Source organism: Gemmatimonadales bacterium (assembly GCA_035502185.1).
GTDB lineage: Bacteria > Gemmatimonadota > Gemmatimonadetes > Gemmatimonadales > JACORV01 > Fen-1245.
This window is the reverse complement of record DATJUT010000007.1, coordinates 1-20,323: the sequence shown is the minus strand read 5'-3', so window position 1 is coordinate 20,323 and position 20,323 is coordinate 1. Positions and strand designations below refer to the sequence as shown.

Genomic DNA, 20,323 nt, shown 5'->3' with positions numbered 1-20,323 from the left:
CGCGTCCCGTTCTTGCGGCGGGCCCTCCTCGATGAAGGCGGAAGGCGCGTCGTGCTCGCAGCTGCCGGCCGATGGGGACTTCCCCGGCGGCCGGCTTCTTCTTGGGCGCGGGCGGGGGCGGGGGCGGCGGTGAGCGAGGCGGTGGAGCGGCTCCTGGAGGCGCTGGCGGAGCGGATGCCGCGCGAGGAAGTGGAGGCCGTGTACGCGTTCCCGCCGGTGCGCCGCGAGGGGCGCGAGCACGCAGTGGCCGTCGTGAGCCGGATCGTGGGCGGCGACCGGCGCCTGGTCTACCGCGCGCGCTTCGTGGTGTCGCTCAAGGGGCCCGAGCGGGGCCGGGTGGCGGTGACGGTCGAGGAGACGGCCGAGGCGCCGGCCGGCCTGCTGCCCGAGGTGCTCGAGGGCGTGCGGCGGCGGGCGGACGAGGCGGGCGACGCCGAGCCCGTGGATCTCACCGCGTGGAAGGCGGTCCAGGGTGAGCGTTCCACCACCGAGTGAGCAGTCCCAGCTGGACGAGTTCCGCCGCTACCTGCGGGAGCACAGCCTGCCGGTGACCACGCAGCGCGAGCAGGTGGCGGAGGTGGTGCTCGATTCCCGCGGCCACCTGTCGGTGGAGGACATCGAGCAGCGGCTGCGCGAGCGGGGGCTCCACATCGGCAAGGCCACCGTGTACCGCACCCTCGACATCCTGGCGCGGAGCGGCATGATCAGCGAGCGGGATTTCGGCGAGGGCTTCCGCCGCTACGAGCGGGTGCCCGGCCACCCGCACCACGAGCACCTCATCTGCATGCGCTGCGGCACCGTCACCGAGTTCACCAACGAGCGGCTGGAGCGCCTCAAGGCGCTGGTGGCCGAGGAGTACGGGTTTCAGCACCATCATCACCGGCTGGACATCTACGGCCTGTGCCGGGATTGCCAGCTCAAGGACGCCGCGGCGCCCTCCTCTCCAACCCCGTCGCAGTCCGACCAGAGGTAGCGAAGTGTTCGATCCCATGCATTTCGTGCCGACCAAGGGGTTCCTGACCCGAGGCGTGGGCCGCCACAAGGAGAAGCTGACCAGCTTCGAGATGGCGCTGCGCGACGCCGGCATCGAGAAGTGCAACCTGGTGCGCGTCAGCTCGATCTTCCCGCCGCACGGCAAGCTGGTGACGCGCCAGGAAGGCGTGCAGCTGCTGCGGCCCGGCCAGGTGGTGTTCGCGGTGCTGGCCGAGATGGCGACCAACGAGCCGAGCCGGATGGTGGCGGCCTCCATCGGGCTGGCCATCCCGGCCGACCCGAACCACTACGGCTACATCTCCGAGCACCACGCGTACGGGCAGAAGGAGGAGATCGCCGGCGACTACGCCGAGGACCTGGCGGCGTCGATGCTGGCGACGACCCTGGGCGTGCCGTTCGACCCCAACCAGGCGTGGGACGAGCGCCGCGCGGTGTACCTGATGTCGGGCGACATCGTGAAGACGCGCAACGTGACCCAGACCGCGGAGTGCGGTCCCGACGGGCTGTGGACCACGGTGGTGGCGTCGTGCGTGTACGTCGAGTTCAACCAGGTGGGCGAGGCGCCGCCCGCGCCGCCGCCGGCCCCGCCGCCGCCGAAGCCCGCCGCCTAGCCGGCGGGCGCCGCGCGTGGCCGTAGCGTTCCTCGCAGGGCTGCTGTCGTTCCTGTCGCCCTGCGTGCTGCCGCTGGTGCCGAGCTACCTGTCCTTCGTCACGGGCGTGAGCGGGGTCGCCGAGCTGGGCTCGCGCCGCCACCTCGCGCTCCTCCACGCGGCGCTGTTCGTCATCGGCTTCTCCCTCATCTTCGTCGCGCTGGGCGCCACGGCCACCGAGCTGGGCCTGCTGCTCAAGTCCTACCAGCGCTGGGTCGAGCGCGTCGGCGGGGTCGTGATCGTCGCCCTCGGGCTCTACACCCTCGGCGTGCTCCGGATCGGCGCGCTCTCCCGCGAGGCGCGCATCCAGCTGTCCGACAAGCCGCTCGGCTTCCTCGGATCGGTGCTGGTGGGCGTCGCGTTCGGAGCCGGATGGACGCCGTGCATCGGGCCGATCCTGGGCTCGATCCTGCTGTACACCTCCAGTCGCGCCGACCTGGGGCAGGGCCTCGCGCTGCTGGCCGCGTACTCGCTCGGCCTCGCCATCCCGTTCCTGGTCGCGGCGTGGGCGCTGGAGGGCTTCCTGCGCTGGTTCCAGCGGTTCCGGCGCTACATCGGCTGGGTCGAGCGGGTGGCGGGCGTCCTGCTGGTGGCCGTGGGGCTGCTGCTGGTGACGGGGAGCTTCACGCTGCTGTCGGGATGGCTGCAGGGGCTGACGCCCGAATTCCTGCGCAGCCGACTCTAGTTCCGAAGTCGGTTGTCCGACGTCCGAATTCAGAACAGTTCCCAGACGCCAAGGTGTCAGTGGTTGCCAGATGAGTATTCAGGAGCCAGTCCAGTTGTCGTTACTGACCTCTGGTCTGGCCCCTCTCGTCTTGCCTCTTGTAACCACTGGCAACTTGGCGTCTGGCAACTGTTCTGTCCACCGATCTCCTTCTAGCCTGCCTTCTCTAGTGATTCTTCGAGCTGTTGCCGGCGGAGCAATTGCCAGTATCTGCCCCGCCTCTCGAACAGCTGCTCGTGCTTGCCGGTCTCGACGACGCGGCCCTGCTCGAGCACGACGATCAGGTCGGCGTCGCGGATGGCGGTGATGCGGTGCGAGACGACCAGCGTGGTCACGCCCACGAGCGTCCGCTTCAGCTCCCGCAGGATCGCGGCCTCGGTGTCGGTGTCCACCGCCGACAGCGCGTCGTCGAGGACGACCACCTCGGGCCGGCGGGCGAGGGCGCGGGCGAGCGCCGCGCGCTGCTTCTGGCCGCCCGAGAGGTTGATGCCGCGCTCGCCGAGCATCGTCTCGTAGCCGCCGGGGAAGGCGATCACCGTCTCGTGCAGCTGGGCCACGCGCGCGGCTGCCTCCGCCGCGGCGCGGTCCGGGGCCCCCACCTCGATGTTCTCGCCGATGGTCTGCGAGAACAGGAACGTCTCCTGCGGGACGAGGCCCACCGCGCGCCGCAGGTCGGCCAGTGCCAGCGTCCGCAGCGGCAGGCCGTCCAGCAGCACCTCGCCGCGGTCGGGGTCCGCGAGCCGCGCGACCATCTCCACCAGCGTGGTCTTGCCCGCACCGGTCGCCCCCACCACGGCAACCCACGCGCCGGACGGTGCGGCGAACGACACGTCCTGGAGCGCCCACCCGCGGTCGCCGTGCTGGCCGTCGGCCGGCCGGGGCACCGGGTAGCGGAACCACACGCCGCGAAACTCCACGCTGCGCCCGCCCCGGGCCGGCGGGAGGGCGAGCGGCAGCGGCGGGCTGGTGATGGTGGGCCGCTCGTTCATCAGCTGCTGGATCCGGTCCATCGAGGCGGCGCCGCGCTGGAAGATGTTGATGACCCACCCGAAGGCGATCATCGGCCAGACCAGCAGCACGAGATAGGTCGTAAAGGCGATGTACATGCCCAGGGTGACCGTGCCGCGCACCACGAGCAGCGACCCGAACCACAGCGTGAGCACGCCGCCGAATCCGCCGAAGAACGTGATCAGGGGGAACAGGGCGCCGAAGGTCTTGGCGAGCCGCATGTTCCGCCGCAGGTACTCGAGGTTCAGGGCCGCGAACTTCCGGGTCTCCGCGTCCTCCTGCCGGTAGGCGCGCACCACCCGCACGCCGCTGAGGTTCTCGTGGGCCTGCGTGGTCAGCGTCGCGAAGTGCTCCTGCACCGACTCGAAGCGCTGGTGGATGGTGCGGCCGAGCAGGATCATCACGCTCGGCATCCCGAGCAGCGGGACCAGCCCGAGCGCAGTGAGGCGCCAGTCGATCCGGACCATCAGCGGGATGGCCATCACCGCGCGGCTCACCGTGTCGGTGAGGTACATGATCGCGGGACCCGCGGCCATCCGCACGGCCGAGAGGTCGTTGGTCGCCCGCGCCATGATGTCGCCGGTCGGCGTGCGGTGGAAGAACGAGGGCTGCAGGGTCTCCAGGTGCTGGAACAGCGCGTTCCTCAGGTCGTACTCCATCCACCGGCTGACCGCGTTGAGGATCTGCCGCATCCCGAATCGGGCGGCGCCCCCCAGCAGCGCCGCGCCGACGAGGCCGGCGGCCATCGCCACCAGCACGCGCGACGCGCCGGGCCGGCCCAGCGCGTCCACGCCACGGCGCAGGAAGTCGGGCGTCGCCAGCGTGAATACGTTGGCCACCACCACCAGCAGCAGGCCGACGGCCATCCGGCCGAGGTAGGGCCGGTAGTACGGGAGCAGCGCCTTGAGGCTGCGCATCAGCGCTGCGGCGGCGTCCCGGGGCTGAGGTAACGCGCCAGCCACTCCTGCACGGTGGTCCACCACACCAGCTGGTCCTGCAGCTTCAGCACCCAGTGCCCTTCGTCCGGGAAGTAGAGGAAGCGCGAGGGCACGTTCTGCCGCTGCAGCGCCGTGAACGCCTGCATGCCCTCGGTCGCCGGGATGCGGAAGTCGAGCCCGCCCTGGACCACCAGCTCCGGCGTGCGCATCGCCGAGGCGAACCGGTCCGGCGACCAGCGGTCGTAGTCGGTGCGGTCCGCCCACGGCGGTCCACCCAGGTCGTGCTCGGGGAACCACAGCTCCTCGGTGGCCCCGTAGAACGAGCTGAGGTTGAAGTCGCCGTCGTGCGCGACCAGCACCTTGAAGCGCGTGGTGTGGCCGTTGATCCAGTTGACCATGTGTCCGCCGAACGAGCCGCCGGCCGCGCCCATCCGGGTCGAGTCGACGTACGGCAGCGCCGCCACCACGTCCACGCCCTTCATGATGTCCTCGTAGGCCTTGCCCCCCCAGTCGCGTGCGATCTCGTCGATGAACCGCTGGCCGAAGCCGGTGGAGCCGCGGGGGTTGGGCATGAACGTCACGTAGCCGGGTGCGGCGAACATCGCCGGGTTCCAGCGCGGGTGGAAGTCGTCGGTCCACGCCCCCTGCGGCCCGCCGTGCACCAGCACCAGCAGCGGGTAGCGCCGGCTCGGGTCGAAGCCCGGCGGCCTCAGGAGCCAGCCGAAGACGCTGTCACCCCCGGCACCGAGCCAGCCGATCTCGGTGGCCGCCGGCAGGTCGAGCGTCGCCAGCAGCGCGGCATTGAGGTGCGTCACCTGGAGCGGCGGGGCCGGATGCTGGTGATCGATGCGCCACACGAACACCTGCGGCGGCTTGTCCATCCCGTCGCTCACGTACGCCATCACGTCGTGGGCGCCGTCGCTCCCGAGCGAGAGCTGCGATGCGTCGCCCCCGGGATGGATGTGATGCACGTCGCCGCCGATGGTGATGTGGAAGATGCGGTTGGCCTGGCGGTCCTCGGCGATGGCGATCAGGCCCTGGGAGCTGGGCTCCCAGGCGTACTCGCCGATCCAGCGGTCGAACGCCTTGGGCAGCTCCCGCACCGCGCCGCTGGCGAGATCCTTCACCATCAGCCGGAAACGGTCCGACTCGTAGCCGGCCGTGGCCTGCGACAGGAAGGCCAGCCAGCGGCCGTCGGGCGAGTAGGCCGGCCCCGACTCGGCGCCGGGCAGGTCCGCCGTCAGGTTGACCGGCTCGCCGCCGGCGACCGGCACCGTGTAGATGTCGGAGTTCGTGGTCCACGCCTGGTCGCGCCCCACCTTGGTGGTGAACGCCAGCTGCTTCCCGTCGGAGCTCCATGCGTAGTCGGCCGTGCCGCCGAACGGAGGCACCGGCGTGTCGTAGTCCTTGCCCGCCAGCAGGTCGCGCGGCGTCCCGCCGCCGGCCGGCACGACGAACAGGTGGCTCCGCGTGCCGTCGTCCCAGGACATCCAGTGGCGGTACAACAGGTGGTCGTAGATCCGCGGCGCGCCGGGGTTGCCGTCGGCGGCGTCGGCCCGCCGCCCGTTGCAGGCGTCGTCGGCGCAGTCGGGGTACACCGACGAGACGAACGCGATCAGGCCGCCGGCCGGCGACCACAGCGGGCCGTCCGCGCCGGTCGGGAGGCTGGTGAGCTGCCGCCGCGTGCCGGTCGCCGGCTCGTAGATCCACACCTGCGGCGTGCCGCCGCGGGTGGTGACGTAGGCGAGCGCCTTGCCGTCGGGCGACCAGCGCGCGCTACGGCCGCCCAGGGAGTCGGTCGACACGCGCCGCGCCTCGCCGCCGGTCACGCCTGCCAGCCACAGGTCGGTGCGCTTGCGGTACGCGGTGAGATCGGGCTCGGTCACGTTGTAGGCCACCCACCGCCCGTCGGGGGAGATCGCAGGCTCGCCGGGACGCGCGATGCTCAGGAACTCGCGCACGGTCATGGGGTGGCGCTGCTGCGCGCGGGCCGGGTGGGCCGCGGCGGCGAGCGCGAGGACGGCGAGGGCGATGCGGCGTGTCATGGCGTGCCTCCGGCTGTGGTGATCGGTCTACCACCCCGCCGCGCCGCCTCCGCGGCGCGGGTCCGCCAGGCCCTGCAGGCCCTGCGGGGTCACGAGAACGGTGTTGACGTCGCCGATGAACAGCGGCCGGGCGCGGAACCGGTAGCCCATGGCCGCGAGGACGCGGCGCTGGTCGGCCGTCAGCCCGCCGCGCTCCCAGTACACCGAGTCGGGCTGCGCCTGGTGGTGGATCCGCGGCGCCGCGATCGCCTGCTCGAGCGACATGCCCTGGTCGATCAGGTTGGAGACGACCTGGGCCACGGCGCTGATGATCCGCGGGCCGCCGGGCGATCCCGTCACCAGGGCCAGCCGCCCGGCCGGATCCAGCACGACGGTGGGCGCCATCGCCGAGAGCATCCGCTTGCCCGGCGCGATCGCGTTCGCCTCGCCCTGCACCAGCCCGTACAGGTTCGGGGCGCCGGGCCTGGTGGTGAAATCGTCCATCTCGTCGTTGAGCAGGAAGCCGGCCCCGTCGACCACGAGCGCCGAGCCGAAGTCGTCGTTCAGCGTGGTGGTGACGGCGGCGGCGTTCCCCTCGGGGTCCACGACGGAGAAGTGAGTGGTGTGCTGCCCCTCGTCCACGGCCGGCACGTCGCCCGTCGGCGTGGCGCGATTGTCGTCCACGCCGCGTGCCAGCGCGGCGGCGTACGACTTGCTGGTGAGCCGGGCGACCGGCATGGTCACGAAGTCGGGATCGCCGAGGGCCGTGTTGCGGTCCGCGAAGGCGCGCCGCATCGCCTCGATCTCGAGGTGCATGAGCGCGGCGGATCCGTACCGCGGCAGCGGGCCGGAGGCCTCGAGGATGTTGAGGATCTCGGCCAGCGTCACGCCGCCGCTCGATGGCGGCGGCATCCCGATCACGCCCCAGCCCCGGTAGGTCGTCTCGAGCGGCGCGCGCCACCGGGCGCGGTAGCCGCGCAGGTCGGCGAGGGTGATGATGCCGCCGCTGCGGTGCATCTCCGCCACGATCTGCTCGGCGACGTGCCCGCGGTAGAAGACGTCGGGCCCCGAGTCGGCGATGGCCTCCAGGGTCCGCGCCAGGTCGGGCTGGCGCAGGGTGTCGCCCACCCGCGGGCGCCGCCCGCCCGGGAGCAGGGCGGCGACCGACGAGGGGAACAGCCTCAGGCGCCGGACGACGGTGTCGTTGTAGGCGGCCGCGCGGTGGGCGTCGAGCACCACGCCGTCGCGCGCCAGATCGACGGCCGGCGCGACCAGGTCGCTCCACGGCAGGCGCCCGAAGCGGCGGTGCATCTCGGCGAGCCCGGCCACGCTGCCGGGCACGCCGGCCGCCCGCGCGCCCGTGACGCTCCCGGCGAACGGTCCCGCGGCACCGACGTACATGTCGGCGCGGGCCGCCGCAGGGGCGGTCTCGCGAAAGTCGAGCGCGTAGTCGCGGCCGTCGGCGGCGCGGTAGACGAGGAACCCGCCGCCGCCGATGTTGCCGGCCCGCGGGTGGACCACGGCGAGGGCGAAGGCGACGGCGACCGCCGCGTCGACGGCGTTGCCGCCGCGGCGCAGCACCTCGACCCCCACCTCGCTGGCGCGCGGATGGTCCGACACCACCATCGCGTAGCGGCCGGCCACGGGCGCCGGCGGCGTCTGGTACCGCCAGGCGGCGGGGAAGGTCCGGTGCGATGAGGTCTGGAGTCCGGCGCCGGGCGCGCCGCATCCGGCCGCCAGCACGGCCAGCAGCAGTGCCCCGGGTCGTGGCATGGCAGGAACGCTAGCCGCGGCGCCGGGACGGCGCCAGCTTTCGTGCGTGGTCCGGCGCGCGCCGTCTCCACCGGAGGAACCGCGATGACCCGCATCCCGATCGTACCGCACCCGCTCGCCCTTCCGCTGCTCGTGGCCGCCGCCCTGGCGGCCCGCGCGGCGTCCGCGCAGCCGGCGCCGCGCGCCTACGTCTGCTATCGCGCGCACGGTGCCCCGCGCATGGACGGCTCGCTGGACGACCCCGTGTGGCGCGCCGCCCCGTGGTCGGAGGCGTTCGTCGACATCGAGGGCGACGTTCGGCCCTCGCCCCGCTTCGCGACGCGAATGAAGATGCTGTGGGACGACGCCTACCTTTACGTGGGCGCCGAGCTGCAGGAGCCCGACGTGTGGGGCACGATCACCCGGCGGGACGCCGTCATCTTCCACGACAACGACTTCGAGATGTTCATCGACCCCGACGGCGACGCGAAGGACTACGCCGAGCTGGAGATCAACGCCCTCAACACCGTGTGGGACCTGTTCCTGGAGAAGCCCTACCGCGAGGGCGGCCACGCGGACGACGCCTGGAACATCGAGGGCCTGAGGACCGGGGTGAAGGTCCTGGGGACGCTGAACCACCCCGGCGACGCGGACTCCGGGTGGACGGTGACCATCGCGATTCCCTGGCGCGCGCTGGTGCGGGCGAGCCACACCACCGAGGCCCCGCGCCCGGGGCAGCGGTGGCGCATCAACTACTCGCGCGTGGAGTGGCTCACCGACGTGGCCGGCGGCGCGTACCGGAAGGTGCCGGACCTCCGGGAGGACAACTGGGTGTGGTCGCCGCAGGGGATGGTGGACATGCACCAGCCCGAGCACTGGGGCTTCGTCGAATTCTCGGCGACCCGCGCCGACCGGCGTCCGCCCGCAGCGCCGGGGCTGCCACCGGCCGTGCCGCCGCGCGGCGCGCCGCCGTCCGCGCGGGCGCCGGCCGTGCCGGTGCTGAGCGGCTACCTGGCGGACGTGGCGGGCGCCACCATCGCCTACCACTCGCCGCACCCCGAGGCGGAGACGGCGCTGCTGGCGCGCGCGCGCCGCGAGGTCCGCTCGGTGACCTGGCTGACCGACACCGTGCCGGCGTCGCTGACGGCTGACACGGTGACGTTCGTGTGGATCGCCGGCCTGGCGGGCAGCAAGGGCGTCCACGCGTTCGACTTCGCGATCGGCGGGCGGCACCGCCTCACCTTCAGCAGCATCCGCGACTCGATGGTGCGGGACTGGTCCGTGGCCGACTCGGCGGGCGGGCGCCTCGCCTTCCGCACCACGCTGGTGGACCAGTTCCAGGACGTGTTCGGCTACATGACGCTGCGACTGCCGCGGTCGCAGCTGACGCCGGGGCGGCCGGTCGAGCTGGCCGTGACCGGCGCCGACGCGGAGAGCAACGACTGGTACATGACCTTCCGGCACCGCCTCGCCGTCCATCCGCGGGTGGCGCAGGACCCGGTGCTGGTCCGCGACGGCGACACCACGGCCGCGCAGCTCCGGGTGATCCTCGACAACCTGGCCAACTACCACCGCGCGACGGTGACGGTGGGCGACCGGCCGGCGGTCGGCGCCACGCTCGGGTTCGGCGGCAACGTCGTGCACGCCGTGGCCCCCGCGGTCACGGGCGCGGGCTCGGTCCGGGTGGTGGTGCGCCTCGACGGGGTGCCCGCGCTCGACACCGCGGTGGCGCTGCGGAGCGTGCCGCGGCGCGACGTGTACCTGCTGCCGTACTCCCACAACGACATCGGCTACTCCGACCTGCAGGACCGGGTGCGCGCGAAGCAGTGGCGGAACATCGAGGACGCGCTGGCGCTGATCGACCGCACGCGGGACTACCCGCCGGAGGCGCGGTTCCGCTGGAACGTCGAGGTGCTCTGGCCGGTGGAGAGCTGGCTGGCGCAGGCCTCGCCCGCGGACCGGGCGCGGTTGTTCGCGGCGGTACGGGAAGGCAGCATCGGCCTCAACGCGTTCGAGGCGGGGGTGCTGTCCGGTCTCGCGACCGCGCCGGAGATGACCCACTTCTTCGACTACGCGCGGCGGCTCAGGCGGGAGGACAGCCTCCCGATCACCACGGCGTTGATCTCGGACATCCCCGGGCAGTCGTGGGGAATCGTCACCGCGCTCGCGCAGAGCGGGATCCACCGCTTCGCCATCGCGCCCAACAACGGCGACCGCGTCGGCTACGTGCTGCAGGACTGGGGCGACCGCCCCTTCTACTGGGTGTCCCAGTCCGGCCGCGACACCGTGCTCACCTGGGTGGCCGGGGCGAGCTACTCGCTGTTCCACGAGGCGCGCATCCGGTTGTTCGGCGAGAGGCGGCTGTTTTCGCTCATGCAGCGCCTCGAGACGGCCGGCTATCCGTACGTGCCGGTGCAGCTCCCGTACACGGTGGACGGCGACAACGGGCCCACCGACCCGGATCTGCCCGACTACGTGCGCGAGTGGAACCGGCGCTACGCGTCGCCGCGGCTGGTGGTCGCGACCCACGCGCAGCTGTTCGACGCGCTGGCGTCGACCGCCGCCGGGCGGATCCCGGTGGTGGCGGGCGACCTCACGGGCTACTGGGAGGATGGGGCCGCCTCGACCGCGCGGGAGACGGCGCTGGCACGCGCGGCCTCGAGCCGGCTGGTGCAGGCCGGTGCGCTGTGGGCGATGCTGGCGCCGGCGCGGTTCCCGGCGGCCGACGACTACGCCGCGTGGCGCGACGTGGTGCTATGGGACGAGCACACCTGGGGGGCGGCGGCGAGCATCGAGACGCCCGACGCGCCCGACGTCGTGGCCCAGTGGCGCTACAAGCAGGCGTTCGCCTTCGGCGCCGACAGCCTGTCGCGTGCGCTCGCGGCGGGCGCGCTGGCGACGCGGGGCGCGTCGGTGCCGGGTGCGTTCGACGTGTTCAACACGTCGTCGTGGGCGCGCACCGACCTGGTGCGCGTGCCGGCGGAGCTGAGCCGCGCCGGCGACCGGGTCGTGGGGCCCGACGGCCGCGCCGTCCCCTCGCAGCGGCTCGCGAGCGGCGAGCTGGCGGTGCTGGTCAGCGTGCCGCCGTTCTCGGCGCGCCGCTATTTCGTGCGGGCGGGCCGCGCCGCGGGCCGTGGCGACGCGCGCGCCGAGGGCGCGACCGTCCGCAACCGCCTGGTCGCCGCGGGTCTCGACAGCGCGAGCGGCGCCGTGGCGGGCCTGATGTGGAATGCGCGCGACGCGGACCTGGTGGACCCGTCGCACCGGCCCCTGCTCGCGGACTACCGCTACGTCGCCGGCCGCGACTCCTCCGCCGCCGCCGGTCCGACCGACGGGCGCTGGCGGGTGGCGGAGCGCGGGCCGCTGGTGGCCGCGCTGGTCACCGACGCCCGCGCGCCCGGCGCCCGCACGCTCCGGCGCGAGGTGCGGGTCGTGAGCGGGCTCGGGCGCGTCGACGTCGACGTGACGATCGACAAGACCGCCGTGCGCACGCCCGAGGGCGTGCACGTCGCCTTCCCGCTGCGGGTCCGGGGCGGCCAGGTGCGGTTCGACGTGGCGTCGGCCGTCGTGCGCCCGGACTCCGACCAGCTCCCCGGCTCGGCGCGGAACTTCGTCGAGGCGCAGAGCTGGGTGGACGTGTCCAACGACAGCCTCGGCGCGACCGTCACGACCCCCGACGCGCCGCTGGTGGAGATCGGCGGGATCAACGCCGAGTCCCCGTGGATGCGGGCGATCCCGCCGTCGCAGACCTTCTACGCATACGTGATGAACAACTACTGGCACACCAACTACAGGGCCGACCAGGAAGGTCCGGTGACCTTCCGCTATTCGATCCGTCCGCACGGCGCGTTCCGCGCGGACGCCGCGGCGCGGGCGGGCGCGGAGGCGCGCGAGCCGCTGCTCGTGGCCCCGGCGGCGGGCCGCCGCCCCGCGGCGGAGCCGCTGCTGCGCGTGGCCCCCGATGCCGTCCTGGTCACGGCGCTCCGGCCCGGCGCCGACGGACGGTCGTGGATGGTCTCCCTGGCGAACCCGACGTCGGCCGAGCAGCGGGTGACGCTGCGGTGGCGGCGCGGGATCCGCGCGGCGCTGACGGCGAGCGACAGTGACGAGCGTGCGGGCGCGCCGATCGCCGCTGCGCTCGTGATCGCGCCGCACGGCACGGCGGTCGTGCGGGCGGAGCGGCGGTGACGAGGCGCCGGCGGCTCTGGCGGCGGCATTCCGGCGGGCGTAACCTTACGGTCGCGCCGATGACGACCGCCCCGCCGAGACACCGCTCCCGCTGATGCCGGCGCGCAAGAAAGGCGTCGCCCGGCGCGCGCCACGCTCCCCGAAGGCGGCGCCCGACGCCGATTCGGCCCTCGAGCCGCTCCGCCAGGCGCCGGAGCTGTGGCAGTCGCTGTTCGAGAACTCCCCGGACCTGGTCCTGATCGTGGACCGGGAACGGCGCGTCTCCTACGTGAACCGCGTGCCAGCCCACCTCGCCCGCCGCGACGTCGTCGGCGGGAGCGTGTTCGACCTGCTCGCGCCGGCCCACCGCGCGGCCGCCGAGACCGTGCTCGACCGCGTGTTCCGCACCGCGAGGCCGGCGATCCGCGAGTTCCCCGCGGCCGGCCCGGCGAACGCCGCCACCCTGTACGAGGCGCGGGTACTGCCCATCGTGCGCCAGGGACGCGTGGGCGCGGTGCTGCTCACGGCCGTGGACGTCACCGAGCGCCGCTGGGGGGAGACGCTGCAGAAGGCGACCCAGCGGATCTCGGAGGCAGCCCTCACGGTCCCGGGCCTGCCGGAGCTGTTCGGCGCGATCCACGGCATCGTCGGCGAGCTGATGCCCGCGGGCAACTTCTACATCGCGCTGTACGACGCCGAGCACGACCTGGTGAGCTTCCCCTACTACGTGGACGAGGTGGACCGCGAGTATCCGCTGCCCAAGCGGCCGGGGAAGGGGCTGACCGAGTACGTGCTGCGGACCGGCCGCGGCATCCTGGTGACGCCGGAAGTCCAGGCGAAGCTCGAGGCGCAGGGCGAGGTGGAGCTGATCGGTGCGCCGTCGATCGACTGGCTGGGCGTGCCGCTCGTCACCGGGGGCAAGACCATCGGCGTGCTGGCGGTGCAGACCTACAGCGAGGGGCTCCGGCTGGGCGAGACGGAGCTGAGCGTCCTCCGGTTCGTCTCGACGCAGATCGCGATGGCGATCGAGCGCAAGCGCGCCGCCGACGCGTTGCGTGACAGCGAGTCGCGGCTGCGGGCGCTGGAGAGCGCGACGACCGAGGCCATCCTGCTGCACGAGAACGGGCGCATCGTCGAGGTCAACGACGCGTTCGTGCGGCTGTTCGGGTACGACGACCTCCGCCAGGTGATCGGCCGGTCGATCCTCGACTTCGGCACCGCCGAGGGCCGGGTGCGGGTGCTCGAAGCGATCCGCGACGGGCGGGTGACGGCCTACGAGGCGGAGGGCCTGCGCAAGGACGGCTCCGCCTTCGTCGCCGAGCTGTCGGCGCGGATGGCGCAGTATCGCGGGCGGCCGATCCGGATGGTGGCGATCCGGGACGTCACGCAGCGCAAGCGCGCGGAGGAGGCCCTCAAGAGCAGCGAGCGCATCTTCCGCGCGGTGATCAGCAGCGTGCCCATCGTGCTGTTCGCGTGGGACCCGCAGGGGACGTTCGTGCTGTCGGAGGGGAAGGGCCTCGAGACGCTCGGGCTCAAGCCGGGAGAGCTGGTCGGCCGCTCGGTGTTCGACGTGTACCGGGACCACCCGGAGATCCTCGCCGACGCGCGCCGCGCCCTGGCAGGCGAGGCGTTCAGGACCACGGCGATCGTCGGGGCGGCACATTTCGAGCTGTGGTACTCGCCGGTGCGCGACGAGCGCGGCGCCGTCACCACGGTGATCGGCGTGGCGGCGGACGTGTCCACCCGGGTGGCCCTCGAGGGCCAGCTGCGCCAGGTCCAGAAGATGGAGGCGGTCGGGCGGCTCGCGGGCGGCATCGCGCACGACTTCAACAACCTGCTCACCGCGATCCTGAGCTACGTGGATTTCCTGCTGGTGTCGCTGGGTCCGGAGCATCCGGCGCGCGACGACGCGGAGGAGGTGCGGCGGGCTGCGCTCAAGGCGGCCGACCTCACCCGCCAGCTGCTGGCGTTCAGCCGCCGCCAGGTGCTGCAGCCCCGGCTGCTGGACCTCAACGCCATCGTGCGCGAGATGGAGAAGCTGCTGCGCCGGCTGATCGGCGAGGACGTGGCGCTCGAGACCAGCCTGGCCCGGGACATCGGCCTGGTGCGGGCCGACCCGAGCCAGCTGGAGCAGGTCGTGGTGAACCTGGCGGTCAACGCCCGCGATGCGATGCCCGAGGGCGGGACCCTGTCGATCGAGACCGGCGGCGCGGACGCCGACGAGGTGCGCGCGCACGGGCGCGCGGCGGTCGAGCCCGGCCGCTACGTGATGCTGCGGATCCGGGACTCGGGCCAGGGCATGGACGCCGAGACCCGGTCGCGACTGTTCGAGCCCTTCTTCACGACCAAGGAGCAGGGGCGCGGCACCGGGCTGGGCCTGGCCACGGTGTACGGCATCGTCAAGCAGAGCGGGGGGTACATCTGGGTGGACAGCGAGACGGGCCGCGGCACCACGTTCACGATCCACCTGCCGCGGTTCGCGCCGTCGGCCGCCCCGGTCGCGCCGCCGGACGCCGGCGACTCCCCTCCCGCCCGCGGTGACGGCGCGTAGTTTCCCCGCCGGCCCATGACGTCGCCCTCCGCCTCGCACGACCCCCGGCTCACGGAGCAGCGGAACCCCGACACCGCCGACATCGACGTCGCAGATCCGGCGCGCATCGTCGAGCTGCTGAACCGCCAGGACCGTCTGGTGCCGGACGCGGTCTGGGCGGTGCGCGACGAGGTGGCCCGCGCGATCGAGATGGTCGAGCGCGCCTTCCGCGCCGGCGGGAAGCTCGTGTACGTCGGCGCGGGCACCAGCGGCCGGCTCGGGGTGCTCGACGCGTCCGAGTGCCCGCCGACGTTCGGCACGCCGCCCGAGATGGTGCAGGGCGTGATCGCCGGTGGCGCGGCGGCGCTGGTGCGCGGGTCCGAAGGCGCGGAGGACGATCCCGACGCCGGCGCGGAGGCGATGGACGCCAGGGCCGTGGGTGCCGCCGACGTGGTGTTCGGCATCGCCGCGAGCGGCACGACGCCGTACGTGCGGGGGGCGCTGGCACGCGCGGCCGCCCGCGGCGCCAAGACGATCCTGCTGTCGTGCACCGATCCGCCGCGCGAGCTGCTGGTGAACGCGGACCTGGCCATCCTGCCGAAGGTCGGTCCCGAGGCGCTCACCGGCTCGACCCGGATGAAGGCCGGCACGGCCACCAAGCTCGTGCTCAACACGGTCACCACCGGCGCGATGATCCGCCTGGGCCGCGCCTACGGGAACCTGATGGTGGACATGGTCGCGCTGTCGGACAAGCTCAAGGACCGGGGCGAGCGGATCGTGATGGAGGTGTGCGGCGTGGACCGCGCGGCCGCGCGCCGCGCGCTGGGGGAGGCCGGCCTGCACGTCAAGACGGCCATCGTGATGCTGAAGCGGGGAGTGGATCGCGCGGAGGCCGGGCGGCTGCTGGCCGCGGCCGGGGGCTACGTGCGGCGCGCGGTCGGCGAGCCGCCGCCGGTCGGCGGGAGCGCCGGCCGTGGCTGAGGCCCGGCTCCCGGTGCTGGCCGTGGGACTGATGTCCGGGACCTCGCTGGACGGCGTGAGCGCGGCCCTGGTCAGGATCGGCGAGCCGGCCCCGGAGGCGTACGCGCTCGAGCTGCTCGCGTTCGTCACCACGCCGTTCAGCGACGCGCAGCGCGACCGCATCGGCAACACCATCAGCGGCGGCAGCGCCCGCGAGCTGGCGCTGCTCGACGCGGACCTGGGGCAGTGGTTCGCCGACGCGGCGCTCGCGGTGCTGGCGCGCGGCGGCGTCGCGCCGTCCGCGCTCGGGTTCGTCGCCTCGCACGGCCTGACCGTCTGGCACGAGCCGCAGCGGGCGAGCCTCCAGCTGGGGAACGCGGCGGCCATCGCGGAGCGGCTCGGCGTGCCGGTCGTGTCCGACTTCCGCTCGCGCGACGTCGCGGCCGGCGGCCACGGCGCCCCGCTGGTGCCGCGCGCCGACCGGCTGCTGTTCGCCCGGCCCGACGGCCCCCGCGCGCTCCTCAACCTCGGCGGCATCGCCAACTTCACCGTGGTGCCGGCGCGTGGCTCCGGCGTGCCGGTGCTCGCGCTCGACACGGGCCCGGGCGTGATGGTGATCGACGAGTGCGTGCGCCGGCTGTTCCCCGGCCGCCGGTTCGACGAGGACGGCGCCATCGCGCGCACCGGCCGCGCCGTGGCGGGCGTGGTCGAGGCCGGCCTGGCGCACCCGTTCTTCGCCGAGGCGCCGCCGCGCTCGACCGGGCGCGAGGTGTTCGGCGTGGCCTACGCCCACCGGCTCATCGCCCAGTGCCGGGAGCACGCCGCCTCGCCGGCCGACACGGTCGCCACCGCCGTGGCGCTGACGGCCCGCGCCATCGGCGAGGCGGCGGAGCGCTTCATCCCGCCCCAGCTGCGGCCGCTCGACGTGGTGCGCTCCGGCGGCGGGGCCCGCAACCCGGCGCTGGTCGCCGCGGTCGCCGAGGCGTGGCGCGGCCCCGAGCACCGGGCGTTCGACGAGCTGTTCTTCGACGGCGACGCCAAGGAGGCGGCGGCGTTCGCCTTCCTCGGGCACCTCGCCCGGTCCGGCCGTCCCGGCAACGAGCCGGCCGCCACCGGGGCCCGCGGGCCGCGCATCCTCGGCTGTCTCACCCCGGCGTGAGGCCGCTCGCCGCCCTGGTCCTGCCGGCCATCCGCTGGGACCCGGAGCGCGGCTTCGCCCCGGCCCTGCCCGCGGTGGAAGCGGCCCTGACGCTCGGGGTCGGCGGGTTCATCGTCTTCGGCGGCGAGCGCGGCGCGGTGCGCGCCCTGACGCGCGACCTCGCGGCGGCGGCGCCGCATCCGCTGCTGGTCGCGTCGGACTTCGAGCGCGGCGCCGGTCAGCAGGTGGCCGGTCTCACGTCCCTGCCGCCGGCGCTGGCGGTGGCGTCGCTGGGCGACGACGCGGTCGCCGAGGCCGCGGCGCTCACGGCCGCCGAGGCGCGGGACGTCGGCGTCTCGTGGGCGTTCGCCCCGGTGGCCGACCTCGACGTCGAGCCCTCCAACCCGATCGTCCAGACGCGCGCCCTCGGCGGCGACGCCGGAACCGTGGGCCGCGCCGCGGCCGCCTGGATCGCCGCGTGCCAGGCCGCCGGCGTGCTGGCCTGCGCGAAGCACTTCCCCGGCCACGGCCGCACCACCGCCGACTCCCACGCCGAGCTGCCCGTGGTTTCCGCGCCGCGCGCGGCGCTCGAGGCCGACCTGCTGCCGTTCCGCCGCGCGGTCGGCGCCCGGGTCGCCGGCGTGATGACGGCCCACGTCGCGTACCCGGCGCTGGATCCGGCCGGCGTCGCCGCGACCCACTCGCGGGCCATCCTCCACGACCTGCTGCGGCGCGAGCTGGGCTTCGAGGGCCTGGTCGTCACCGACGCCCTGATCATGGAGGGCGCGCTCCGCGGGACGGCCGAGCGCGAAGGCGCGGTGCGCGCGCTCGAGGCCGGCTGCGACCTGCTGCTCTATCCCAAGGACGTGGCGGGCGTCGTCGCCGCGCTCGAGTCCGCGGCCGCGTCCGGCGCGCTCGATTCGCGCCGGCTCGAGGCATCGCGGGAACGGCGCCTGGCGGCGTGCGGGCGGGCCGCGCCTTCGCGCGCGGCGAGCGACCCGGAGCTGGCGCGCCACGGCGAGCGGGCGGACGTGCTGGCGCGGGCGGCCGTGCACCTGGTGCGGGGCGAGGCACGGGCGGTGCGGGACGCCGTGGACCTCGTGATCGTCGACGACGACGCCGGCGGCTCCTACCCCGTGCCGCCGCGCACCGGCCTCGCCGATGCGCTGGCGGCGCGGGGCGTGAGCGTGGCGCGGGGCGCCGCGCGGGTCGTGGCGGTGTTCTGCGACGTGAAGGGCGGGAAGGGCCGTGCCTCGCTGTCGGTGGAGAGCCGGCGGAGCCTGGCGCTGGCCCTGGCGGAGCCCGCCACGGTCGTCCTGTGCGCGCATCCCCGCCTCGTGGCCGAGATCCCGGGGCCGGGTCCCGTGTGGTGTGCCTGGTCGGGCGACGGGGTAATGCAGCGGGCCGCGGCGGAGCGCCTGCTGGCTCCCTAGTGCGCACGCTCGACTGGATCGTCGTCGCCGCCTACCTCGGGGGCACCCTCGCGCTCGGGATGTGGCTCGCGCGGCGCGGCTCGCGGAGCCTGGCGGAGTTCTTCGTGGGCGGGCGCGCCATCCCGTGGTGGCTGGCCGGCGCCTCGATGGCGGCCACGACGTTCAGCGTGGACACGCCGCTGTACGTCACGGGCGTGGTGGCCCGGCGCGGGGTCGCCGGCAACTGGGAGTGGTGGAGCTTCGCCTTCACCCACGTGCTGATGGCCGTGGTGCTCGCGCGGCTGTGGCGCCGGGCCACGATCATGACCGACGCGGAGCTCATCGAGCTGCGCTACGGCGGCCGGCCCGCGGCGATCCTCCGGGGCACCCGCGCGCTGCTGTTCGCGATCCCCATCAACTGCCTGGGCATCGGCTACGCGATGCTGGCGATGCGGAAGGTCATCGTCGCGCTCGGGGTGCTGAACGCCCTGCCGCTGCCCGGTGACCCGCAGCGGTGGGCCGTGGTGGCCATCGTGGTGGTCACGCTGATCTACGTGGCGGCGGCGGGGTTGTGGGGCGTGGTGACGACCGACTTCCTGCAGCTCGGCCTCGCCCTGCTCGGCGCCGTGCTGGTGGCGGGCTTCGCGCTCGCCGACATCGGCGGCCTCGGCGCGCTGCGCGAGCGGCTGGTGCAGGCGGGACACGCGGGCGCGCTGCGGCTGGTGCCGCGGCCCGGCGACGCGGCGCTGCCGTTCGGGACGTTTCTGGCCTACATCGGCATCCAGTGGTGGGCCTACCGGGGCGCCGACGGCGGCGGGCTGTTCGTGCAGCGCCTCTCGTCGGTCCGGGACGAGCGGGCGGCGGAGCGCGCGGCGGGGCTGTTCAACGTGATCCAGTACGTCGTGCGCACCTGGCCCTGGGTCGTGGTGGCGCTCGCGGCGCTGGTGGTGATGCCGGGGCTCAAGGACCCGGAGGCCGCGTATCCGCTGATGATGCTCCACTACCTGCCGGTGGGCGTGCTCGGCCTGGTGCTGGCCTCGCTGATCGCCGCCTTCATGTCCTCCGTGTCCACGCAGGTCATCTGGGGTGCGTCGTACGTGGTGCGCGACCTCTACCAGCGGTTCGTGGCCCGGCAGTCGTCCGAGGCCCGCCTGGTGCTGGTGGGGCGGGTCGCGACCGTGGGGATCACGGTGCTGTCGGCGGCCGCGAGCTTCGCGATGAGCGACGTCGGCAAGATCTTCCGGTTCATCATCCTGATCGGCAACGGCTCGGGCACGGTGCTGCTGCTGCGGTGGTTCTGGTGGCGGGTGAACGCGTGGGCGGAGTGGGCGGCGCTGCTGGTGGCGCCGCTCATCGCGCTGCTCGCCACCTTCGTCCCGGGCCTGGCGGACCTGAGCTTCGGTGCCAAGCTGGCGGTCACTGCGTTCGGGGCGGTGGCGGTGTGGGTGCCGGTGATGCTGCTGACGGCGCCGGAGTCGCCGGCGGTGCTCGAGGCGTTCTACGCCCGGGCGCGCCCGGGCGGACCGGGGTGGCGCGGGCTGCGCGCGAGGGTGGGCCTGGCGCCGTCGTCGCCGCTGGGGAGGGACTTCGCCGAGGCCGCGGCGACGCTGGCGATGGTGCTGGGGGCGATGCTGGCGGTGGGTGGGGTGGTGGTGGGGTCGACGGGTTGGTCGGTGGGAGCCGCGGGCGCGATGGTGGTGGGGTGGGGGGTGAGGAGCAAGGTGAAGGTGAGAGGTGAGACGGGAGAGGTGAGACGGACGGGTAAGAGGTGAGAGGGGAAGGGCGTGAGAGGTGAGAGGTGAAAGGCGAGAGGCGAGAGAGGTGAGAAGTGAGAGGCGAGAGGCGAGAGACGTGAGAAGTGAGAAGTGAGAAGCGAAAGGCGTGAGGGGTGAGAGGCGAAAGCCGTGAGAGGTGAGATGCGAAAGGCGTGAGAGGATGCGAGCCTCTCACGCCTTTCGACCACTCACTTCTTACCTAGCCTCTCACCTCTCGCCTGCGCTTCTCACTTCTCACCTGGCCTCTCACCT

Annotated in this window: 13 protein-coding genes; 10 read left to right on the top strand and 3 right to left on the bottom strand. The window is 73.8% G+C overall.

What is annotated here, in order from left to right; genetic code table 11:
• Window positions 1–129 precede the first annotated feature (129 nt).
• The 4 genes from VMF70_00585 to VMF70_00570 are packed head-to-tail and all read left to right on the top strand — an operon-like array spanning window position 130 to window position 2,328.
• On the top strand, window positions 130–495 hold the full coding sequence (locus VMF70_00585; GenBank protein ID HTT66497.1) for a hypothetical protein: 366 nt from the start codon (window positions 130–132) through the stop codon (window positions 493–495).
• Entirely contained in the window at window positions 473–973 is a 501-nt protein-coding gene (locus VMF70_00580) for a Fur family transcriptional regulator (GenBank protein ID HTT66496.1), read from the top strand. Before VMF70_00585 ends, VMF70_00580 begins: the two co-directional genes overlap by 23 nt.
• A gap of 16 nt (window positions 974–989) precedes the next feature.
• The gene (locus VMF70_00575; GenBank protein ID HTT66495.1) at window positions 990–1,604 is read left to right on the top strand and encodes an arginine decarboxylase, pyruvoyl-dependent; all 615 of its coding nucleotides are present in this window, start codon (window positions 990–992) and stop codon (window positions 1,602–1,604) included.
• Window positions 1,605–1,620: 16 nt separating this feature from the next.
• Window positions 1,621–2,328 (top strand): cytochrome c biogenesis protein CcdA, encoded by a 708-nt coding sequence (locus VMF70_00570; protein ID HTT66494.1) that lies wholly within the window; start codon window positions 1,621–1,623, stop codon window positions 2,326–2,328.
• Window positions 2,329–2,519: 191 nt separating this feature from the next.
• Here VMF70_00570 and VMF70_00565 read toward each other — a convergent pair whose 3' ends face one another.
• The 3 genes from VMF70_00565 to ggt are packed head-to-tail and all read right to left on the bottom strand — an operon-like array spanning window position 2,520 to window position 8,110.
• Entirely contained in the window at window positions 2,520–4,292 is a 1,773-nt protein-coding gene (locus tag VMF70_00565; GenBank protein ID HTT66493.1) for an ABC transporter ATP-binding protein, read from the bottom strand.
• Complete coding sequence (locus VMF70_00560; GenBank protein ID HTT66492.1) at window positions 4,292–6,358, bottom strand: S9 family peptidase; 2,067 nt, start codon at window positions 6,356–6,358, stop codon at window positions 4,292–4,294. Before VMF70_00560 ends, VMF70_00565 begins: the two co-directional genes overlap by 1 nt.
• A gap of 27 nt (window positions 6,359–6,385) precedes the next feature.
• Window positions 6,386–8,110 carry a gamma-glutamyltransferase gene (gene ggt / locus VMF70_00555; protein HTT66491.1) on the bottom strand — a complete coding sequence of 575 codons (1,725 nt, stop codon included), beginning with the start codon at window positions 8,108–8,110 and terminating at the stop codon, window positions 6,386–6,388.
• An 84-nt stretch (window positions 8,111–8,194) separates the two neighbouring features.
• Here ggt and VMF70_00550 point away from each other — a divergent pair, with 84 nt between their 5' ends.
• The 6 genes from VMF70_00550 to VMF70_00525 all read left to right on the top strand — a co-directional run bounded on the left by VMF70_00550 (window position 8,195) and on the right by VMF70_00525 (window position 20,068).
• Window positions 8,195–12,277, top strand: a complete 4,083-nt coding sequence (locus VMF70_00550) for a sugar-binding protein (protein HTT66490.1) — start codon at window positions 8,195–8,197, stop codon at window positions 12,275–12,277.
• Window positions 12,278–12,371: 94 nt separating this feature from the next.
• Window positions 12,372–14,807, top strand: a complete 2,436-nt coding sequence (locus VMF70_00545; protein HTT66489.1) for a PAS domain S-box protein — start codon at window positions 12,372–12,374, stop codon at window positions 14,805–14,807.
• A gap of 15 nt (window positions 14,808–14,822) precedes the next feature.
• Window positions 14,823–15,767 carry an N-acetylmuramic acid 6-phosphate etherase gene (gene murQ / locus VMF70_00540; GenBank protein ID HTT66488.1) on the top strand — a complete coding sequence of 315 codons (945 nt, stop codon included), beginning with the start codon at window positions 14,823–14,825 and terminating at the stop codon, window positions 15,765–15,767.
• Entirely contained in the window at window positions 15,760–16,905 is a 1,146-nt protein-coding gene (locus VMF70_00535; protein ID HTT66487.1) for an anhydro-N-acetylmuramic acid kinase, read from the top strand. The genes murQ and VMF70_00535 overlap by 8 nt, the downstream gene beginning before the upstream one ends.
• The gene (locus VMF70_00530) at window positions 16,902–18,317 is read left to right on the top strand and encodes a glycoside hydrolase family 3 N-terminal domain-containing protein (GenBank protein HTT66486.1); all 1,416 of its coding nucleotides are present in this window, start codon (window positions 16,902–16,904) and stop codon (window positions 18,315–18,317) included. Before VMF70_00535 ends, VMF70_00530 begins: the two co-directional genes overlap by 4 nt.
• A complete protein-coding gene (locus VMF70_00525) occupies window positions 18,317–20,068 on the top strand; it encodes a sodium:solute symporter family protein (protein ID HTT66485.1) in 1,752 nt (583 codons plus the stop codon). The genes VMF70_00530 and VMF70_00525 overlap by 1 nt, the downstream gene beginning before the upstream one ends.
• Window positions 20,069–20,323 lie beyond the last annotated feature (255 nt).